The 16421-nt window shown below is 61.0% G+C and carries 14 protein-coding genes; 1 reads left to right on the top strand and 13 read right to left on the bottom strand.

Going from position 1 to position 16421, the window contains the following annotated elements; genetic code table 11:
• Positions 1–162 precede the first annotated feature (162 nt).
• From trpE to AC1RS8_RS24915, 10 genes are all read right to left on the bottom strand, one after another.
• Complete coding sequence (trpE, locus tag AC1RS8_RS24960; protein WP_154861049.1) at positions 163–1644, bottom strand: anthranilate synthase component I; 1482 nt, start codon at positions 1642–1644, stop codon at positions 163–165.
• A gap of 69 nt (positions 1645–1713) precedes the next feature.
• The gene (locus AC1RS8_RS24955) at positions 1714–2532 is read right to left on the bottom strand and encodes a phosphoglycolate phosphatase (protein ID WP_057713082.1); all 819 of its coding nucleotides are present in this window, start codon (positions 2530–2532) and stop codon (positions 1714–1716) included.
• Positions 2529–3203 carry a ribulose-phosphate 3-epimerase gene (gene rpe, locus AC1RS8_RS24950; RefSeq protein WP_007980198.1) on the bottom strand — a complete coding sequence of 225 codons (675 nt, stop codon included), beginning with the start codon at positions 3201–3203 and terminating at the stop codon, positions 2529–2531. The genes AC1RS8_RS24955 and rpe overlap by 4 nt, the downstream gene beginning before the upstream one ends.
• A gap of 115 nt (positions 3204–3318) precedes the next feature.
• Positions 3319–4467, bottom strand: a complete 1149-nt coding sequence (locus tag AC1RS8_RS24945) for an iron-containing alcohol dehydrogenase (RefSeq protein WP_057713081.1) — start codon at positions 4465–4467, stop codon at positions 3319–3321.
• Between the two features lie 237 nt (positions 4468–4704).
• Positions 4705–5529, bottom strand: a complete 825-nt coding sequence (locus AC1RS8_RS24940; protein WP_007980200.1) for an ABC transporter permease — start codon at positions 5527–5529, stop codon at positions 4705–4707.
• A gap of 12 nt (positions 5530–5541) precedes the next feature.
• On the bottom strand, positions 5542–6789 hold the full coding sequence (locus AC1RS8_RS24935; RefSeq protein ID WP_007980201.1) for an ABC transporter permease: 1248 nt from the start codon (positions 6787–6789) through the stop codon (positions 5542–5544).
• Positions 6790–7003: 214 nt separating this feature from the next.
• Entirely contained in the window at positions 7004–8047 is a 1044-nt protein-coding gene (locus AC1RS8_RS24930; RefSeq protein WP_057713080.1) for an ABC transporter substrate-binding protein, read from the bottom strand.
• A 48-nt stretch (positions 8048–8095) separates the two neighbouring features.
• Complete coding sequence (locus AC1RS8_RS24925; RefSeq protein WP_046039490.1) at positions 8096–9220, bottom strand: ABC transporter ATP-binding protein; 1125 nt, start codon at positions 9218–9220, stop codon at positions 8096–8098.
• A 358-nt stretch (positions 9221–9578) separates the two neighbouring features.
• A complete protein-coding gene (locus AC1RS8_RS24920; protein ID WP_191622237.1) occupies positions 9579–10232 on the bottom strand; it encodes a response regulator in 654 nt (217 codons plus the stop codon).
• A gap of 83 nt (positions 10233–10315) precedes the next feature.
• A complete protein-coding gene (locus AC1RS8_RS24915; protein ID WP_489339328.1) occupies positions 10316–12712 on the bottom strand; it encodes a PAS domain-containing sensor histidine kinase in 2397 nt (798 codons plus the stop codon).
• A gap of 73 nt (positions 12713–12785) precedes the next feature.
• On the opposite strand from AC1RS8_RS24915, the gene AC1RS8_RS24910 reads away from it, so the two are divergent.
• Positions 12786–13775, top strand: coding sequence for an alpha/beta hydrolase family protein (locus AC1RS8_RS24910; protein ID WP_489339329.1), 990 nt, complete (start codon positions 12786–12788; stop codon positions 13773–13775).
• 137 nt (positions 13776–13912) lie between these two features.
• Here the strand turns inward: AC1RS8_RS24910 and AC1RS8_RS24905 are convergent, their stop codons facing one another.
• From AC1RS8_RS24905 to AC1RS8_RS24895, 3 genes are read right to left on the bottom strand one after another with little or no spacing between them, the layout of a single operon-like run.
• Positions 13913–14680: a TerB family tellurite resistance protein gene (locus AC1RS8_RS24905; protein WP_057713077.1), complete on the bottom strand. Its 768-nt coding sequence runs from the start codon at positions 14678–14680 to the stop codon at positions 13913–13915.
• Between the two features lies 1 nt (position 14681).
• On the bottom strand, positions 14682–15353 hold the full coding sequence (gene murU, locus AC1RS8_RS24900; protein ID WP_489339331.1) for an N-acetylmuramate alpha-1-phosphate uridylyltransferase MurU: 672 nt from the start codon (positions 15351–15353) through the stop codon (positions 14682–14684).
• Positions 15350–16369: an aminoglycoside phosphotransferase family protein gene (locus tag AC1RS8_RS24895; protein WP_057713075.1), complete on the bottom strand. Its 1020-nt coding sequence runs from the start codon at positions 16367–16369 to the stop codon at positions 15350–15352. Before AC1RS8_RS24895 ends, murU begins: the two co-directional genes overlap by 4 nt.
• Between the last annotated feature and the right edge of the window lie 52 nt (positions 16370–16421).

The raw sequence follows: 16421 nt of genomic DNA, 5'->3' as shown, positions 1-16421 counted from the left end.
ATACATTTTGTGGCGAGGGGGCTTGCCCCCGTTGGGTCGCAAAGCGACCCCTTGCATTCTTTCAGCCTTATCGAGTCGACAGCGTTTGCGACTGCTTCGCAGCCGAACGGGGGCAAGCCCCCTCGCCACAAAAGCTCCCTCGCCACAAGGTTAGCGGTGAACTCAGCTTTCCGGGGTCTGTTCGGCCAGGGCAACGGCGCGGAACATCGCGCGGCGCTTGTTCAGGGTTTCTTCCCATTCCAGCGCCGGCACCGAGTCGGCGACGATGCCGCCACCGGCCTGTACATGCAGCTCGCCGTTCTTGATCACCGCCGTGCGGATCGCAATGGCGGTGTCCATGTTGCCGTTCCAGGCAAAGTAACCGACCGCACCGCCGTAGACGCCACGCTTGACCGGCTCCAGTTCGTCGATGATTTCCATCGCGCGAATCTTCGGCGCACCGGACAAGGTGCCAGCCGGCAGAATCGCCCGCAGTGCGTCCATGGCCGTCAGCCCGGCTTTCAGTTGCCCGGTGACGTTGGACACAATGTGCATCACGTTGGAATAACGCTCGATGACCATCTTCTCGGTGAGCTTCACCGAGCCGATTTCCGATACGCGACCGGTGTCGTTTCGACCGAGGTCGATCAGCATCAAGTGTTCGGCGATTTCCTTGTCGTCCGACAGCAGGTCTTCTTCCAGCGCCAGGTCTGCCTCTTCATTGGCTCCCCGCGGACGGGTGCCGGCAATCGGGCGCACGGTGATCAGGTTGTCTTCGACCCGCACCAGTACTTCCGGCGAACTGCCCACGACGTGGAAGTCGCCGAAGTTGAAGAAGTACATGTAAGGCGTCGGGTTGAAGCAGCGTAGCGCGCGATACAGATCGATCGGCGCCGCCTTGAAATCGATCGACATGCGCTGGGACGGCACGACCTGCATGCAGTCACCGGCCAGGATGTATTCCTTGATGGTGTCGACGGCTTTTTCGTAATCGTCCTGGGTGAAACTGGAGCGGAACACCGGGTCAGCCGATTGTTGCTTGCTGAAGTCCAGGCCACGGCGTGGAGTGATTGGTTGACGGAGTCTTTCCAGCAACTCTTCCAGGCGTGCCTGACCTTGCTCGAAGGCGTCATCCTGGGACGGGTCGGCCAGGACGATGGCGTGCATCTTGCCGGCCAGATTGTCGAACACCACTACGGCGTCGGACACCATCAGCAGAATGTCCGGTACGCCCAGCGGGTCCGGGTTCGGGCACTTGCCCAAGCGCTTTTCCACATAACGCACGCAGTCATAGCCGAAGTAACCCACCAGGCCGCCGTTGAAACGCGGCAGGCCGGCAATGGTCGGCACGTTGTAACGAGCCTTGAAGGCTTCGACGAAGGCCAGCGGGTCTTCCACATCATGGCTTTCGGTCTCGACGCCATCGACGGTCACGCTGACGTGATGATCGTGAACCCGCAGCACGGTACGGCACGGCAGGCCGATGATCGAGTAACGGCCCCACTTCTCGCCGCCCTGTACGGACTCCAGCAAGTAGGAATTGGGCTCGTCGGCCAGCTTCAGGTAGATCGACAGCGGCGTGTCGAAGTCGGCCAGGGTTTCGCAGGCAAGCGGGATGCGGTTGTAGCCGGCAGCGGCCAAACGCAGGAATTCTTCGCGGATCATGAGGTGCCTCGTGGCTTGAGGATCGAACAGTCAGGTATGCAAACGCGCCGGAAACCGGCCAGGATCAAGTCAGGCGCGCCAACGCCAGCGGGCCAGGGCCTTGATGACTTTCATCCAGAGTTTGCGAGTGACCACCACGATGGCGTTTCCAGAAGGGGGTTTGACAGCGTCGGCCAACGTTATCTCAGCGGCCGGATCCAGGCAACCGGGAATTAGTTTGCGCAGGTCGTCGATCACCAGCGCCGGCGATTCTTCCGCGATCGGTCGGCCGTGGTTATAGCCGTAGCTCAGGGCTACGCACTTGACTCCCGCCGCTTTCGCCGCCAGCACGTCGCTACGCGAATCGCCGACGAACAACGATTGCGAAGCCGGAATATTGGCCATTTTCATCACGAAGAACAGCGCGGCCGGATCGGGTTTTTTCTGTGGCAGGGTGTCACCGCCGATGATCCAGCGGAAATAACGACCGATTTTCATCTGATCCAGCAGCGGCGCGACGAAACGCTCCGGCTTGTTGGTGATCAGCGCCATCTCGACGCCCTGCTTCTGCAGCCATTTGAGGGTGTCGCGAACGCCGGGGTAAACCACGGTCAACTCATGGCTCTCGCCATAAGCCTGCATGAAATACTCCAGCGCCCGTTCGGCCTCGTCGTTATCGACCGCAGCATGATCAAGACCGCCAGCCAGCGCCCGACGCACCAGCACCGGCGCGCCATTGCCGACCCATTCGCGCACCGCTTCCAGACCGGCGGATTGGCGACCGAGTTTGAGCAGCATCTTGTCCACAGCCACTGCCAGGTCCGGGACCGAGTCGATCAACGTACCGTCCAGATCGAACATCACCAGCCGCGGCAGTTGCCCCGGGAACAGCTGCTCAAAACCACTCATGGGCGAGCCAGCGCCAGTTCGGAACGCATCTTGTCGATGACTTCCTGATAGTTCGGCGCATTGAAGATGGCCGAGCCGGCGACGAAGGTGTCAGCGCCAGCCGCAGCGATTTCGCGAATGTTGTTCACGTTCACGCCACCGTCGATTTCCAGGCGAATGTCACGGCCCGAAGCATCGATCAGCGCCCGCGCTTCGCGCAATTTGTCGAGGGTGCCCGGGATGAACTTCTGCCCGCCGAAGCCCGGGTTGACGCTCATCAGCAGGATCATGTCGACCTTGTCCATCACGTACTTGAGCACGTCCAGCGGGGTTGCCGGGTTGAACACCAGGCCCGACTTGCAGCCGCCTTCGCGGATCAGTTGCAGGGAGCGGTCGACGTGTTGGGTGGCTTCCGGGTGGAAGGTGATGTAAGTCGCGCCGGCTTCGATGAAGTCGCCCACGATGCGGTCCACCGGGCTGACCATCAGGTGCGCGTCGATCGGCGCGGTCACGCCGTACTTACGCAGTGCCGAGCAAACCATCGGGCCGATGGTCAGGTTTGGCACGTAGTGATTGTCCATGACATCGAAGTGCACGAAATCGGCGCCGGCGGCGAGGACGTTGTCCACTTCTTCACCCAGGCGGGCGAAGTCGGCGGAGAGAATCGACGGAGCAATTACGAAGGGCTGCATGACGCACCTTTACTGAGCAGAATCACGATGGCGCGCATTGTATACCTCATGCTTTGACGCGCGCACCGTGAGCGCGATGATTGGACCTTGCCATCATCCATCAACGGCAATGGCTCTAGTACGCCGCGCGATAGATCTTTTCGATATCGACGGCACTCAACTTGCGCGGATTGTTGCGCATCAAGCGCTCGATCCCCGCTGCTTCCACGGCCATGGACGGGATGGCGTCCTCGGGCACACCGAAACTGCGCAGGCCCTGGGGAATTTCCACGGCGGCACACAATTCGGTCATGGCTTGCACGGCTTTGTCGGCCGCTTCGTTGAGACTCAAATGAGCGGTCTTCACGCCCATGGCCTCGGCGATATCCTGCATGCGTTCGATGCAGGCCATCTTGTTCCAGGTCATGACATAGGGCAGTAGCAAGGCATTGCTGACCCCATGGGCAATGTTGAAGCGCCCGCCCAGCGGATACGCCAGCGCATGCACCGCGCCAACGCCGGCGTTGCCGAACGCCATGCCGGCCATCAGGCTGGCAGTGGCCATGTCTTCCCGGGCTTGCAGGTTCGACGGGTTGGCGTAGGCCTTGGGCAAAGCCTTGGCGATCAGCTTGATGGCGCCGATAGCCAGGGAATCGGTAATCGGCGAGGCGTTGACCGACAGATAAGACTCGATAGCGTGCACCAGTGCATCGACACCGCTGGCCGCCGTGACGCTGCGTGGACAGGTCAGGGTCATTTGCGGGCTGACCAGCGCCACGTCCGGCAACAGGTAGTCGCTGACAATGCCCTTCTTCAGTTGCGCGACCTTGTCGGAAAGAATGGCGACGTTGGTCACTTCCGAGCCGGTGCCGGCCGTGGTCGGGATGGCGATCAGCGGTGGGCCTTTACGCGGGACCTGATCGATACCGAACAGGTCCTCCAGCGCACCGTGGTACCCGGCGTAGGCTGCCACGCTCTTGGCAATGTCGATGGCACTCCCGCCGCCCAGACCGATCAGTCCATCATGCCCTCCGTCGCGGTAAACCTGCATGCAATCTTCGACGATGGCGATTTCCGGGTCCGGCAGCACACGGTCGAAGATTTCGTAGGAGCGGCCACCCAACTGCGCCAGTGCCAGTTCTACCGTGCCGGACTTGACCAGGGCGACGTCGGTGACGATCAGTGGGTTGTCGATGTCCAGGCGTGTCAGCTCAGCGGCCAGCTGCTCGATGGCACCTGCGCCGGTGATCAGTTTGTGAGCGATTTTGAAAGAGGAAAGACTCATGTGCGCAGCCTCTTATAGATAGGGGAGCTGGGCACAATAGTAGCTGGGGATTTGGAGTTGGCTGGTATTCAGGTCATGAATGACCAAGGTTTCCGGGAACACCAAATAACACTGTAGGAGCGAGCTTGCTCGCGATGAACCTGAGAGCGACGCGGGCATTCAGAAGGCCCGCGTTATCGTTGGCGACCATCGCGAGCAAGCTCGCTCCTACAAGTTGCAGTGGATCGGTGTGTGGCTTCAGACCTGCGCAGTACGCAGTTTCTCGCTACGCCCACGCAACCATTCCAGGGTCAGCAACAGGATCACCGAGAAGGCAATCAACAGCGTCGCGGCCGCGGCGATGGTCGGGCTGAGGTTTTCGCGGATGCCGCTGAACATCTGCCGTGGCAGGGTCGCTTGCTCTGGGCCGGCGAGGAACAGCGTCACCACCACTTCATCGAACGAAGTCGCAAAGGCAAACAGCGCCCCGGAGATCACGCCCGGCGCAATCAGTGGCAAGGTCACCCGGCGGAACGTGGTCAGCGGCGAAGCGCCCAGGCTCGCAGCGGCCCGTACCAGGTTGTGGTTGAACCCCTGCAAGGTCGCCGACACGGTAATGATCACGAACGGCACACCCAACACCGCATGCACCACGATCAGCGAGAAAAAGCTGTTACCCAATCCCAACGGAGCAAAGAACAGATAACTGGCCACACCGATGATCACCACCGGCACCACCATCGGTGAAATCACCAGCGCCATCACCAGCGCCTTGCCGGGAAAGTCGCCACGGGTCAGGCCGATGGCCGCCAGCGTACCGAAGACCATGGCCAGCACCGTAGCCGCCGGGGCGACGATGATGCTGTTCTTCAGGGCGCGCATCCATTCCGCCGAGGCGAAGAAATCGTGATACCACTGCAATGAGAAGCCTTGCAGCGGGTACACCAGGAAACTGCCGGAGTTGAACGACAGCGGAATGATCACCAGCACCGGCAGGATCAGGAACAACAGAATCAAGCCGCAGAGAATCCGCAAGCTGTAGAACCACACCCGTTCGATGGGCGACATATAAGGACTCAGCATTTCGTTCTCCCCTTAGCTCAGGCGCAGGCGGCTTGCGCCTACCAGCCAGCTGTAAATCAGATAAAGCACGACCGTCGCGAGCAACAGCAGCCCACCAAGTGCGGTCGCCATGCCCCAGTTGATGCTGGTGTTGGTGTAGAAGGCGACAAAGTAGCTGACCATTTGGTCGTTCGGGCTGCCCAGCAATGCCGGGGTGATGTAGTAGCCGATGGCGAGGATGAACACCAACAGGCAACCGGCGCCGACACCGGCATAGGTCTGCGGGAAGTACACCCGCCAGAAGCTGGCGAACGGATGGCAGCCGAGGGAAATCGCGGCGCGCATGTAGGTCGGCGAGATGCCTTTCATCACGCTGTAGATCGGCAGGATCATGAACGGCAGCAGGATGTGCACCATCGAGATGTAGACACCGACGCGGTTGAACACCAACTCGATCGGCTTATCGATGATGCCCATGGCCATCAGGCCGCTGTTGATCAGGCCACCCGATTGCAGCAACACGATCCACGCCGCGACTCGTACCAGGATCGAGGTCCAGAACGGCAACAGCACCAGAATCATCAGCAGGTTGCTCTGGCGCGATGGCAGGTTCGCCAGCAGGTAAGCCAGAGGATACGCCAGCACCAGGCAGATCACGGTGATGATCAGGCCCATCCAGAAGGTGCGGGCGAAGATGTCGAGGTAGATCGCCTGGTCCGGGGTGGCCGGGGCGATTTCGCCGAGGTCGTCGATGCGGTGATCGACAGCCGCCAGCAGGTAATACGGGGTGATGCTGCTGGTGTTGCGGCGCACCGCTTGCCAGTAGGCCGGGTCGCCCCAACGCTCATCGAGGCCTTCCAGCGCTTCTTTATAGGAGGCCGGTTCAGTGGCAAGCGGCAAGGCGCGGGCCGTTTTGGTCAGCAGGCTGCGATAGCCGGCCAGTTCCATGTTCAGGCGCTTGGACAGATCGCCCAGGGTCTGATTCTTGCGAGCCTCGGCGAGGTCTTCGGCCGCAGCTTTGTAAACCGGTTCAGCGGGCAGGCCACGGCCGTCCCAACTGGCGATGGCAGTCACGGTGCGCGGCATGCCGCCGACCACTTCCGGGTTGCCAACGCTTTTGTAGAGCAGCGCCACGATCGGCACCAGGAACACCAGCAACAGAAACAGCACCAGCGGCGCGATCAACGCCTGGGCCTTCCAGCGGTTGACCCGCTCGGCGTGCTTGAGCCGCTGCTTCAAGGTGGGGCTGGTGCCCTCGTTCAGGGGAACGGCGATAGCCATGACGTACTCCGCAAATCTTTGATCAATCGTTAATGTGGGAGCGAACTTGTGGCGAGGGGGCTTGCCCCCGTTGGGTCGCGTAGCGACCCCGAAACCGGCATTCCCGATGCATCAGATGCACCGCATGCAATGGTTTTACGACTGCTACGCAGCCGAACGGGGGCAAGCCCCCTCGCCACTAAAGCTCGCCCTCACAGGAGGGCGAGCCCTCTGCTTATTTCGCAGCCCAGGAATTGAAGCGCTGCTCCAGTTGCTCGCCGTTGTCAGCCCAGAAGCTGACGTCGATCTGCACCTGGTTGGCGATGTTTTCCGGGGTGGTCGGCATGTCTTTCAGGACATCCTTGGCCAGCAGCGGCACGGCTTGGGTGTTGGCCGGGCCGTAGGCGATGTTTTCCGAGTAGGTCTTCTGCTGCTGTGGCTGTACCGAGAAGGCGATGAATTTCTTCGCCGCTTCGGCGCGCTTGGCATCCAGACCTTTGGGAATGGCCCATGCGTCAAAGTCGTAGATGCCGCCGTTCCACACGACTTTCAGGTTGCTTTCTTTCTGCACGGCAGCGATACGACCGTTGTAGGCCGAACTCATGACCACGTCACCGGAAGCGAGGTATTGCGGCGGTTGTGCGCCAGCTTCCCACCACTGGATGTTCGGCTTGAGCTCATCGAGCTTCTTGAACGCGCGGTCCTGACCGTCCTTGCCAGCCAGCACTTTGTAGACGTCTTTCGGCGCAACGCCGTCGGCCATCAGTGCGAATTCCAGGGTGTACTTGGCGCCCTTACGCAGGCCACGCTTGCCCGGGAACTGCTTGGTGTCCCAGAAGTCCACCCAGCTGGTCGGTGCGGATTTCAGTTTGTCGGCGTTGTAGGCCAGCACGGTCGACCACACGAAGAAACCCACGCCGCAAGGCTGGATGGCGCCCTTGACGTAGTCTTCGGTCTTGCCGAACAGCGCCGGGTCCAGTTGCTCGAACATGTCTTCGTCGCAACCACGGGACAGTTCCGGCGATTCAACCTCTACCAGATCCCAGGACACGCTCTTGGTGTCGACCATGGCCTTGACCTTGGCCATTTCGCCGTTGTACTCGCCGGCCACGATCTTGCCGTTGCCTGCCGCTTCCCAAGGTGCGTAGAAGGCTTTGACCTGAGCCGCCTTGTTCGCACCGCCAAAGGACACCACGGTCAGATCCGGGCCGGCCGCCATTGCGTGTGCCGCGCCCATCATGCCCAGTGCCAAAGCGGTGAATTTCAGGGATCTCAACATTTATTGTTCTCTCCACGTGCAGGGTTGGTGTTGGTGTTGCCGGGGCGATCAATGCGCCTCTAAAAGTGGATCGAGCGCGCGAACGTGCTCGACCTGCCAGCCAAGCGGTACCACATCGCCGACGGCGAGCGAGGGATCAAGCTCGGCAATTGGCTGTTTCACGAAGAAGTCGGTCTTGCCGCAGACTTCCATGCGAACCCGGACGTGGTCGCCCAGATAGATGAATTCCTCGACTCGCCCGGAGAAGCGGTTGACGCATTGGTCGCTGGAGCCGTTGAGGCTCACTCGCTCCGGACGAATGGACAGGGTCACCGGCTCGCCGGTCTGGCCAACATTGACCGCCAAGGCTTCCACTTTCTCGCCGCGCCCGAGTTCCACAATGCAACGGTCGCCGGTTTGGCTGTGCAGGCGGCCATTGAGGCGGTTGTTCTCGCCGATGAAGTTGGCGACGAAGGTGTTTTTCGGCTCTTCGTAGAGGGTGCGCGGCGGAGCGATCTGCTGGATTTCGCCCTGATGGAACACCGCCACGCGGTCGGACATGGTCAAGGCTTCGCCCTGATCGTGGGTCACGTAGACCACAGTCACGCCCAGGCGCTGGTGCAGGTGCTTGATCTCCATCTGCATGTGTTCACGCAGCTGCTTGTCGAGTGCGCCGAGGGGTTCGTCCATCAGCACCAGTTGCGGCTCGAACACCAGCGCACGGGCCAATGCCACACGCTGTTGCTGACCACCGGAGAGCTGCGCCGGGTAGCGCTGGGCGAAGGCATCGAGCTGGACCATGCTCAGCACGCGCTTGACCCGCGCACTGACGTCGCTCTTGTTCATGCCACGCACGGTCAGCGGGAACGCCAGGTTCTCGGCCACCGTCATGTGCGGGAACAACGCGTAGTTCTGGAACACCATGCCGATGTCGCGCTTGTGCGGCGGCACGTTGTTGATGGCGCGCCCGGCCAACAGGATTTCGCCCGCGGTCGGCGTTTCGAAGCCGGCGAGCATCATCAGGCTGGTGGTCTTGCCGGAGCCGGACGGCCCGAGCAATGTGAGGAATTCGCCCTTGCGAATATCCAGGTTGAGGTCCTTGACGATCAGGTTCTCGCCGTCGTAGCTCTTCTGCACTCCACGAAAGCTGACCAGAACATCATTGGCCCCTGCGCTTGAATCGACCTGGCTCATACCCACACCTTTGTTATTGATGACTGCTGTGGGGTTAAGCCTAGTGGACGCTGGGGACCGCGCAAATCGGGGCGCAAGAGAGATTCGCCTCAGCCGGATGGAAGGTTGGGGGTAGGGATTTCCCTACAAGGATGGCGGGGATGGATAGGGCAGCAGCACGCTTCAAGCTGCAAGCCGCAAGAATCGGCAAAGCCGCTGCAAAAACATGTCGCTTTTGGATATGCCGGTAATCGGATACTTGATGGAGATCTCTGTGGGAGCGAGCTTGCTCGCGATGGCAGCATCAGATTCAACATCGGTGCTGAATGACCCGCCGCTATCGCGAGCAAGCTCGCTCCCACAGGTACAGCGATGTGCTTTAGAGGAGCTTGTGTTCCATCGCGTACTTCACCAGTTCCGCCAGCGAGGTGATGTTGAGCTTCTGCATCAGCCGCGCCTTGTGGGTGCTGATGGTCTTGCTGCTCAGCGCCAGTTGCTGGGCGATGTCGTTTACGTTGGCGCCCTGGGCCAAGCGTTCGAACACGGAAAATTCGCGCTCGGAGAGCAACGAGTGCAATGGACGCGAGTCGGTAAGACCGACCTCGAAAACCATGCGGTCGGCCAGTTCCGGGTCGATGTAACGCCCGCCTGACGCCACTTTGCGAATGGCCGTCAGCAACAGTGCCGGATCGCTGTCCTTGGTTGCATAACCGGCAGCCCCGACCTTCAGCGCCCGGGCGGCCATTTGCGCTTCATCGTGCATCGACAGCACCAGGATCGCCGGCGGATTGTTCAGGGCGCGAATCCGCGGAATCGCTTCCAGGCCGTTGACGCCCGGCATGGAGATGTCCAGCAACACCACTTCGCAAGGCACATTACGCAAGGTGTCGAGCAACTGCTCGCCATTGCTCGCCTCCCCCACCACCAGCAAGTCCTTGGCCAGGCCGATCAACTGCTTGATGCCTTCGCGGACAATGGTGTGGTCTTCGGCTACCAGTACACGGATCACGTTCTTCTCCAGGTTCAAGATCATTCGCGAGCAGGCTCCCACATTTGGAATACGTCCCCCTGTGGGAGCCTGCTCACGAAGGCGTCAGCACAGACACCACAAATTCTTCAGGCTTCGTCCAGAGGCACTCGCACTTCTAACGTCGTACCCTCACCCGGCTCACTCTCCAGCGACAACTCGCCGCCCAGGATCAACACCCGCTCACGCATGCCGACGATCCCAAAGGACGTTGGCCTGCCAGGCGCGGCGACAAATCCTACGCCATCATCGCTGACCGTCAGACACAATTCGTTGCCTTCAAGGGTCAGTGTCAGTTCAACAGTATGCGCCTGGGCGTGCCGCATGACATTGGTCAGCGCCTCCTGAAGGATTCGAAACAGGCCGATTGCCTTCGCATCGCTGAGCACTGGCAAATTGTCCGGCACCTGTACCAGACACGGGATCTGCGTGCGCGCCTCGAACCGGCGGGCCTGCCATTCAATGGCCGAGGCGATACCTGCGTCGAGAATCGGCGGTCGCAATGCCGTGGCCACATCACGGACCAGCTGAAACAATTGAGCGATCAAGCGCTTCATGCTGTTCAAGCGCTCGTTAAGACCAGGGTCGAGCTGGGCGTACGCCAGTTCGCACATGGACGTTTCCAGCTTCAACACGGTGAGCATCTGCCCCAATTCGTCGTGAACTTCCCGGGCAATGCGCGCTTTTTCTTCTTCGCGCACGCTTTCCAGGTGCGCGGACAACTCCCGCAGTTGTTCCCGGGAGCTGGCCAGTTCAATTTCGATGCGCTTGCTCTCGCTGATGTCCCAGACGATCCCGTCCCAAACATAGGCGCCGTCTTCCAGCCGGCGGGTGATGGCCTTGATTTCCGCCCAACGCTGCTCGCCCTGACGCGTGAGGATTCGCCCCTGCCACGACCAGTCGCTGTCGGTATCCAGCGCATGATCCTGGGTCTGGTGATAGCTGACCTTGTCATCCGGATGCACGAGGCTGCGCAGGCCTTTATCGCGATGCGCCAACGTGGCCGGCGAGTAACCCACCAGGCTTTCGCTACCTTCGCTGATGTAGGCAAAGTCGATCTGACCGGTTACTGGCGCCCGCTCCAGCCGGAAAACCAGTCCCGGAACGTTGGCGGCGATGCCTTGCAGCCGCGCCTCGCTTTCCTGCAAGGCCGCCAGGGCGCGGCGCCGCTCGGTGACATCGTTGAGGTAAACCACCAGGTATTCGCCATCGCGAAAGCGCAGGAAACTCAACGAGACATCGGCCGGCAGGATGCTGCCATCAGCCCGTACGCAATTGGATTCGAAACTTTGCGGGCCCTCCTCACTGGCCCGGGCGCGCTTCCACAGGTTCAGCCAACGGTCCATGTGCAGACCGGGCTCGAAATCGATCAGGGGCCGATCGATGATCCCTCCGGCCGGATAGCCCAGCATGCTTTCCGCCGCGCGGTTGGCGTAGCGCACATGGCTGTCCCAGTTGACCCAGAGGATGCCGACGGTGCTCTGGTCGATGGAAAACTGGGTGAGCCGCAAGGCCTCTTCGCTGGCGGCGCGCAAGGCAATGTCTTCCTGCGCGGCCAACAGGCGCTGCTCCAGGTTGTGCTGCTGGCGACGCTGCCAGACCACGATGGCCATGCAACTCATCGCCAGCACGGCCAGCAGCAGGCAGAGGTTCTGCCAAAACCCCGGCGACTCGGTGAGCCGCGGATACTTGGGCTGCAGCCATTGATTGTGCAGTTGCTCCAGATCCTTGGCCGGGATCGCCCGCAATGCACTTTCGACAATGCCCGCCAGTTCCGGTTTGTCACGGCGCGTGGCCACCCGCAGCAACTGCGGCAGACCGACATCCCCCACCACGACCAATCCGGCGAACTCCGGTTCGACCGACAAGCGTCCCAGCTGCGCCTCATCGACCACCGCATAAGCCGCCTGCTGGCCCGCCAATAATTGCAATGCCTGGCGCTCCATCGGTACGCCTTGCAGATTCAGGTGCGGGTAGTTGCTGCGCAGGTAATCGGCGATGGCACTGGGCATGCGCACGGCGACGCGGGTCTGGCTGTCGAGTTTTTCCAGCTCGACCGCGCCAGCGCTTTTCTGATCGCTGACCACCAATTGCGGCACCCGCATGTAGGGGTCGGAAAACTGCCAGAGGCGCAGCCCGCCAGGGGTCTGGGTCACCCCCGGAGCGATGTCGATTTCGCCCTCGCGGGCCGCGGCTTCCAATTGCTCAAGATCGGGAAAATTGCGCCAGCTCAGTTCGACATTGAGGTTTTTTGCGAGCCACTTCATCAACTCGACGTTCACCCCGGACAGGCGCTGCAAGCGGCGATCGTATTGCGCATAGGGCGCCTGCAACACCACGCCGACCCGCAACTCGCCCTGCTGCGCCAGCCAGTGCCGTTGTTCAGGGGACAGTTGGGCAGCGGGCGCCGGGGGCGCGGCGGCCGCCCAGCCCATCAAGGGAAACCACAAACAGCCGATAACCCACAGGCAGCGAAAAAGCATCATTGAACTCTCACACACTGACAAATACTGACCAACCCATTAGGCTGCCGGAACAACTTCTGGCCTGGAATACCCGATGCCCTCTGTCTACCGCCTGGCACTGCCAGCATTGTGCCTGTCGCTGATCCTGCCTTGCGCTTTTTCCGTCAAGGCGGCCGACCCGGCGCCCGCCGCGGAGGAAAAAACCGCCGAAGAAAAATCACTCGAACGTCAGCCGCTGCCTGAGCGTAGTCAGGAAGAAGCGACTGCACTTGAGCGAAAAATCCCGGCTCAGGAACAGCAACAACTGCAAGCAGGCTCCGACACCTTTCTGGCCTTGTGGAAACCGGCCAATACCGCCGAACCTAAAGGCGCGGTGATTATCATCCCGGGCGCCGGTGAAACCGTTGACTGGCCGCAAGCGATCGGCCCTTTGCGGCGCAAATTACCGGATGCCGAGTGGAGCAGTCTGAGTATCACCTTGCCGGACCTGCAAAGCGACGCCATTGCGCCACGAACCGTGGAAGCAGCGCTGGCTACCAAGCCCGCCGAAACCGGCAGTAAAGACTCGACCACCGCAGCCCCTATCGAACAGGTGGCCGGAGGCGAGGCCGATGTGGCCGACAAGGCCGTCATCGAAACCACCGAAGAACAGTCCAAGGCTGATGCCGAGCGCATCTTCGCCCGGATCGACGCCGCAATTGCATTCGCCGAACAGCAAAGCGCCCGCAGTATCGTGGTGTTGGGGCACGGTTCCGGCGCCTATTGGGCCGCGCGCTATCTGAGCGAGAAGCAGCCATCGCAGGTCGAAAAACTGGTGATGGTTGCCGCCCGGACACCTGTGGCAGCCACGCCCGGGCTGGCAGAGCTGACCCCGACCCTGAAACTGCCGACCGCGGATATTTTCTACAAGGACAAAGCGCTGGATCGCAACGCTGCACTGGAGCGCCTGCAGGCCAGCAAACGCCTGAAGTCATCGGCATTCAACCAGGTCGCACTCAAGGCGTTGCCGGATACCAAGGCCGAACAGGAGCAACTGTTCCGTCGAGTGCGGGGTTGGTTGAATCCGCAGAACCCCGCGGACTGACAGACCGAGGCGCCTTCATCGCGGGCAAGCCACACTCCCACAGGTTTTATGCCGATCACAAAATTGCGGACGACATGAACCTGTGGGAGCGAGCTTGCTCGCGATAGCGGTATCACTGGCGAAGCAAGTTTTCCAGGCTAGCGAAAATCCCGCCGCTCCCGAATCAGCGTATAGGCATTATGCAGTTCACGCGTTCGCTCGGTGGCCTCACGCACCTGCGTCGCCGTCGCACCACTGCCGGCAATCTTGTCCGGATGATGGCGACTGAGCAGGCGCCGGTATGCACGCTTGATCTGCGCCGGTTCAGTGGTGGCCGACACCCCCAAAAGCCTCAACGCGTCCTGATAACTTGGCACACTGTTGCCCAATGGCCGTTTCTGTGGCTCATAGTCGTGGGCCAACGCCTGCACCTGATGGGGGGTCCAGCCCAGCCATTTGCCCCATTGGCCGATCAATTGACGTTCACTGCTGCCGGCACGACCATCGGCCCAGACCATTCGCCAGCAGGCGCGCAACACACCTTCCGCCGCATGGGGCTGGGCACTCAGGCGACGCAGATAACCGCGCAGGCGGTCATTGCCCGATTTGCCACGATTGAACGCGGCAATCGCCCGACGCTGGGCCGGTTCGGACATTTCCAGCGAGCGCATTTCCGCCCGGGCCTGCTGGATGTGGCCATCCACCACCCGCCCGTCGCACTTCGCCAGACGTCCCAGTAGCACGAAGAGCAATTCATCGTTGCGCAGCACCGGACGACCACCAAGCTTTTCCAGCAAATGCCCCCAACTCTGCAGGTGCAAGCGCCGGTCCAGCGCCTGCCCCAACAACGCGCCGAGCATGGCCCCCGGAATGCTGGCTATGGCAAAGCCTGCTCCGGCTCCGATCAGAGTCCCTGGCCACAGCATCTCAGCGGCTCGCTTCTATTAATGTTTCAACTTCGGCCAGACGCTCGTGAGTGCCGACATCGACCCAGTGCCCCCTCAATTGCTCGCCGGTCACCTGCCCGTCAGCCATGGCCTTGCGCAACAGTGGAGCGAGCTTGAAGGCCCCCTCGGTGCAACCGTCGAACAACTGCGGATGCAACACGGCGATACCGCTGTAGGTCAAGGTGCCAGCCCCTGGTTGACCGTCGAGCACCCGCGTTTCTACCAGGCTGAAGTCCCCGGCCGGATGATGGGGCGGGTTGCCGACCAGCACCAGGTGCGCCAGGCCGTTGATGGGCTGATGCAGCACGCTGAAGTCGTAATCGGTCCAGATGTCGCCGTTGACCACGACAAACGCTTCATCCCCCAACAATGGCAACGCGCGGAAAATTCCGCCGCCGGTTTCCAGGGGTTCACCTTCGGCCGAGTACTGAATGCTCACGCCATAACGCGAACCATTGCCCAGATAGTCTTCGATCTGCTGACCGAGCCAGGCGTGATTGATCACAATGTCGGTGAAGCCGGCGGCGGCCAGTGCTCGCAGGTGATACTCGATCAGCGGCACGCCGCCTGCACGAACCAGCGGTTTTGGCGTAGTCAGGGTTAGCGGGCGCATGCGCTCGCCTTTGCCCGCGGCCAGAATCATTGCCTTCATGCTTTCACTCCGGCACGCAGACTGGCCAGCAATACATCCAGCTCGGCCAGTTCAGGGCGGCGCGCAATCACCGCGTCTATGTACGCAAAGAAACGTGGCACATCACCCAGGTAACGCGGTTTGCCGTCGCGATGGCAGATGCGCGCGAAAATGCCAATGACTTTCAGGTGACGTTGCACGCCCATCAAGTCGCTGGCACGCAGGAAGTCCTCGAAGTCGGGCTGAACCGGAATCCCGAGGGCACCCGCTTGCTGCCAGTAGCTTTCGAGCCAGCCGTGCACGCGCTCCTCGGGCCAGCTGAGGAATGCGTCCTTGAACAGGCAGGTCACGTCGTAGGTCACCGGGCCATACACCGCATCCTGGAAGTCCAGCACACCGGGATTGGGTTCGCTGAGCATCAGGTTGCGCGGCATGTAGTCGCGATGCACCAGGACTTTTGGCTGTGCCAGGGCGCTGTCGATCAACAGTTCGCTGACCTGCTGCCAGAGCACTTGCTGCGCCGCGTCCAGTTCGATGCCCAACTCGCGCTTCACGTACCACTCGGGGAACAACTCCAGCTCGCGACGAAGCAAGGCCACGTCATAGCTCGGCAGAGGCGCAACCATCGGCAGCTGCTGGAAAGCCAGCAACGCTTGCAGGGCATCCTTGAACAAATCGTCGGCGTTTTCGCTGTCGATCACGTCCAGATAGGTCTTGTTGCCCAGGTCATTGAGTAAAAGAAAGCCGCGCTCGAGGTCTTCGGCATAAATTTTCGGCACATTTATTCCGGATTTCGCCAGCAAAAAGGCGATATCCACGAAGGGTTTGCAGTTTTCCTGGGGCGGCGGCGCGTCCATCACGATGAAACTTTTGTCACCGCCTTCCCAGCGGAAATACCGCCGAAAACTCGCGTCGCTGCTGGCCGCAGTCAACGTGGCCGGGGGTACGACGCCCCAGCCCTGCTCGGCAAAAAGGGTCGCCAATTGTTCATCGAGCCAAACTTTCAGGTGTTGTAAGCGTACATCTTGATCAGGCATTGCAAGGGTCTCCGACGGCGCTAGCCGTCAAGCGGGTCATGCTTTATTATCC

This window comes from Pseudomonas sp. GW821-FHT12A04 (genome assembly GCF_058807755.1).
Note: the sequence above shows the minus strand (reverse complement) of the source record. Positions and strands in the feature narration are given on the sequence as shown.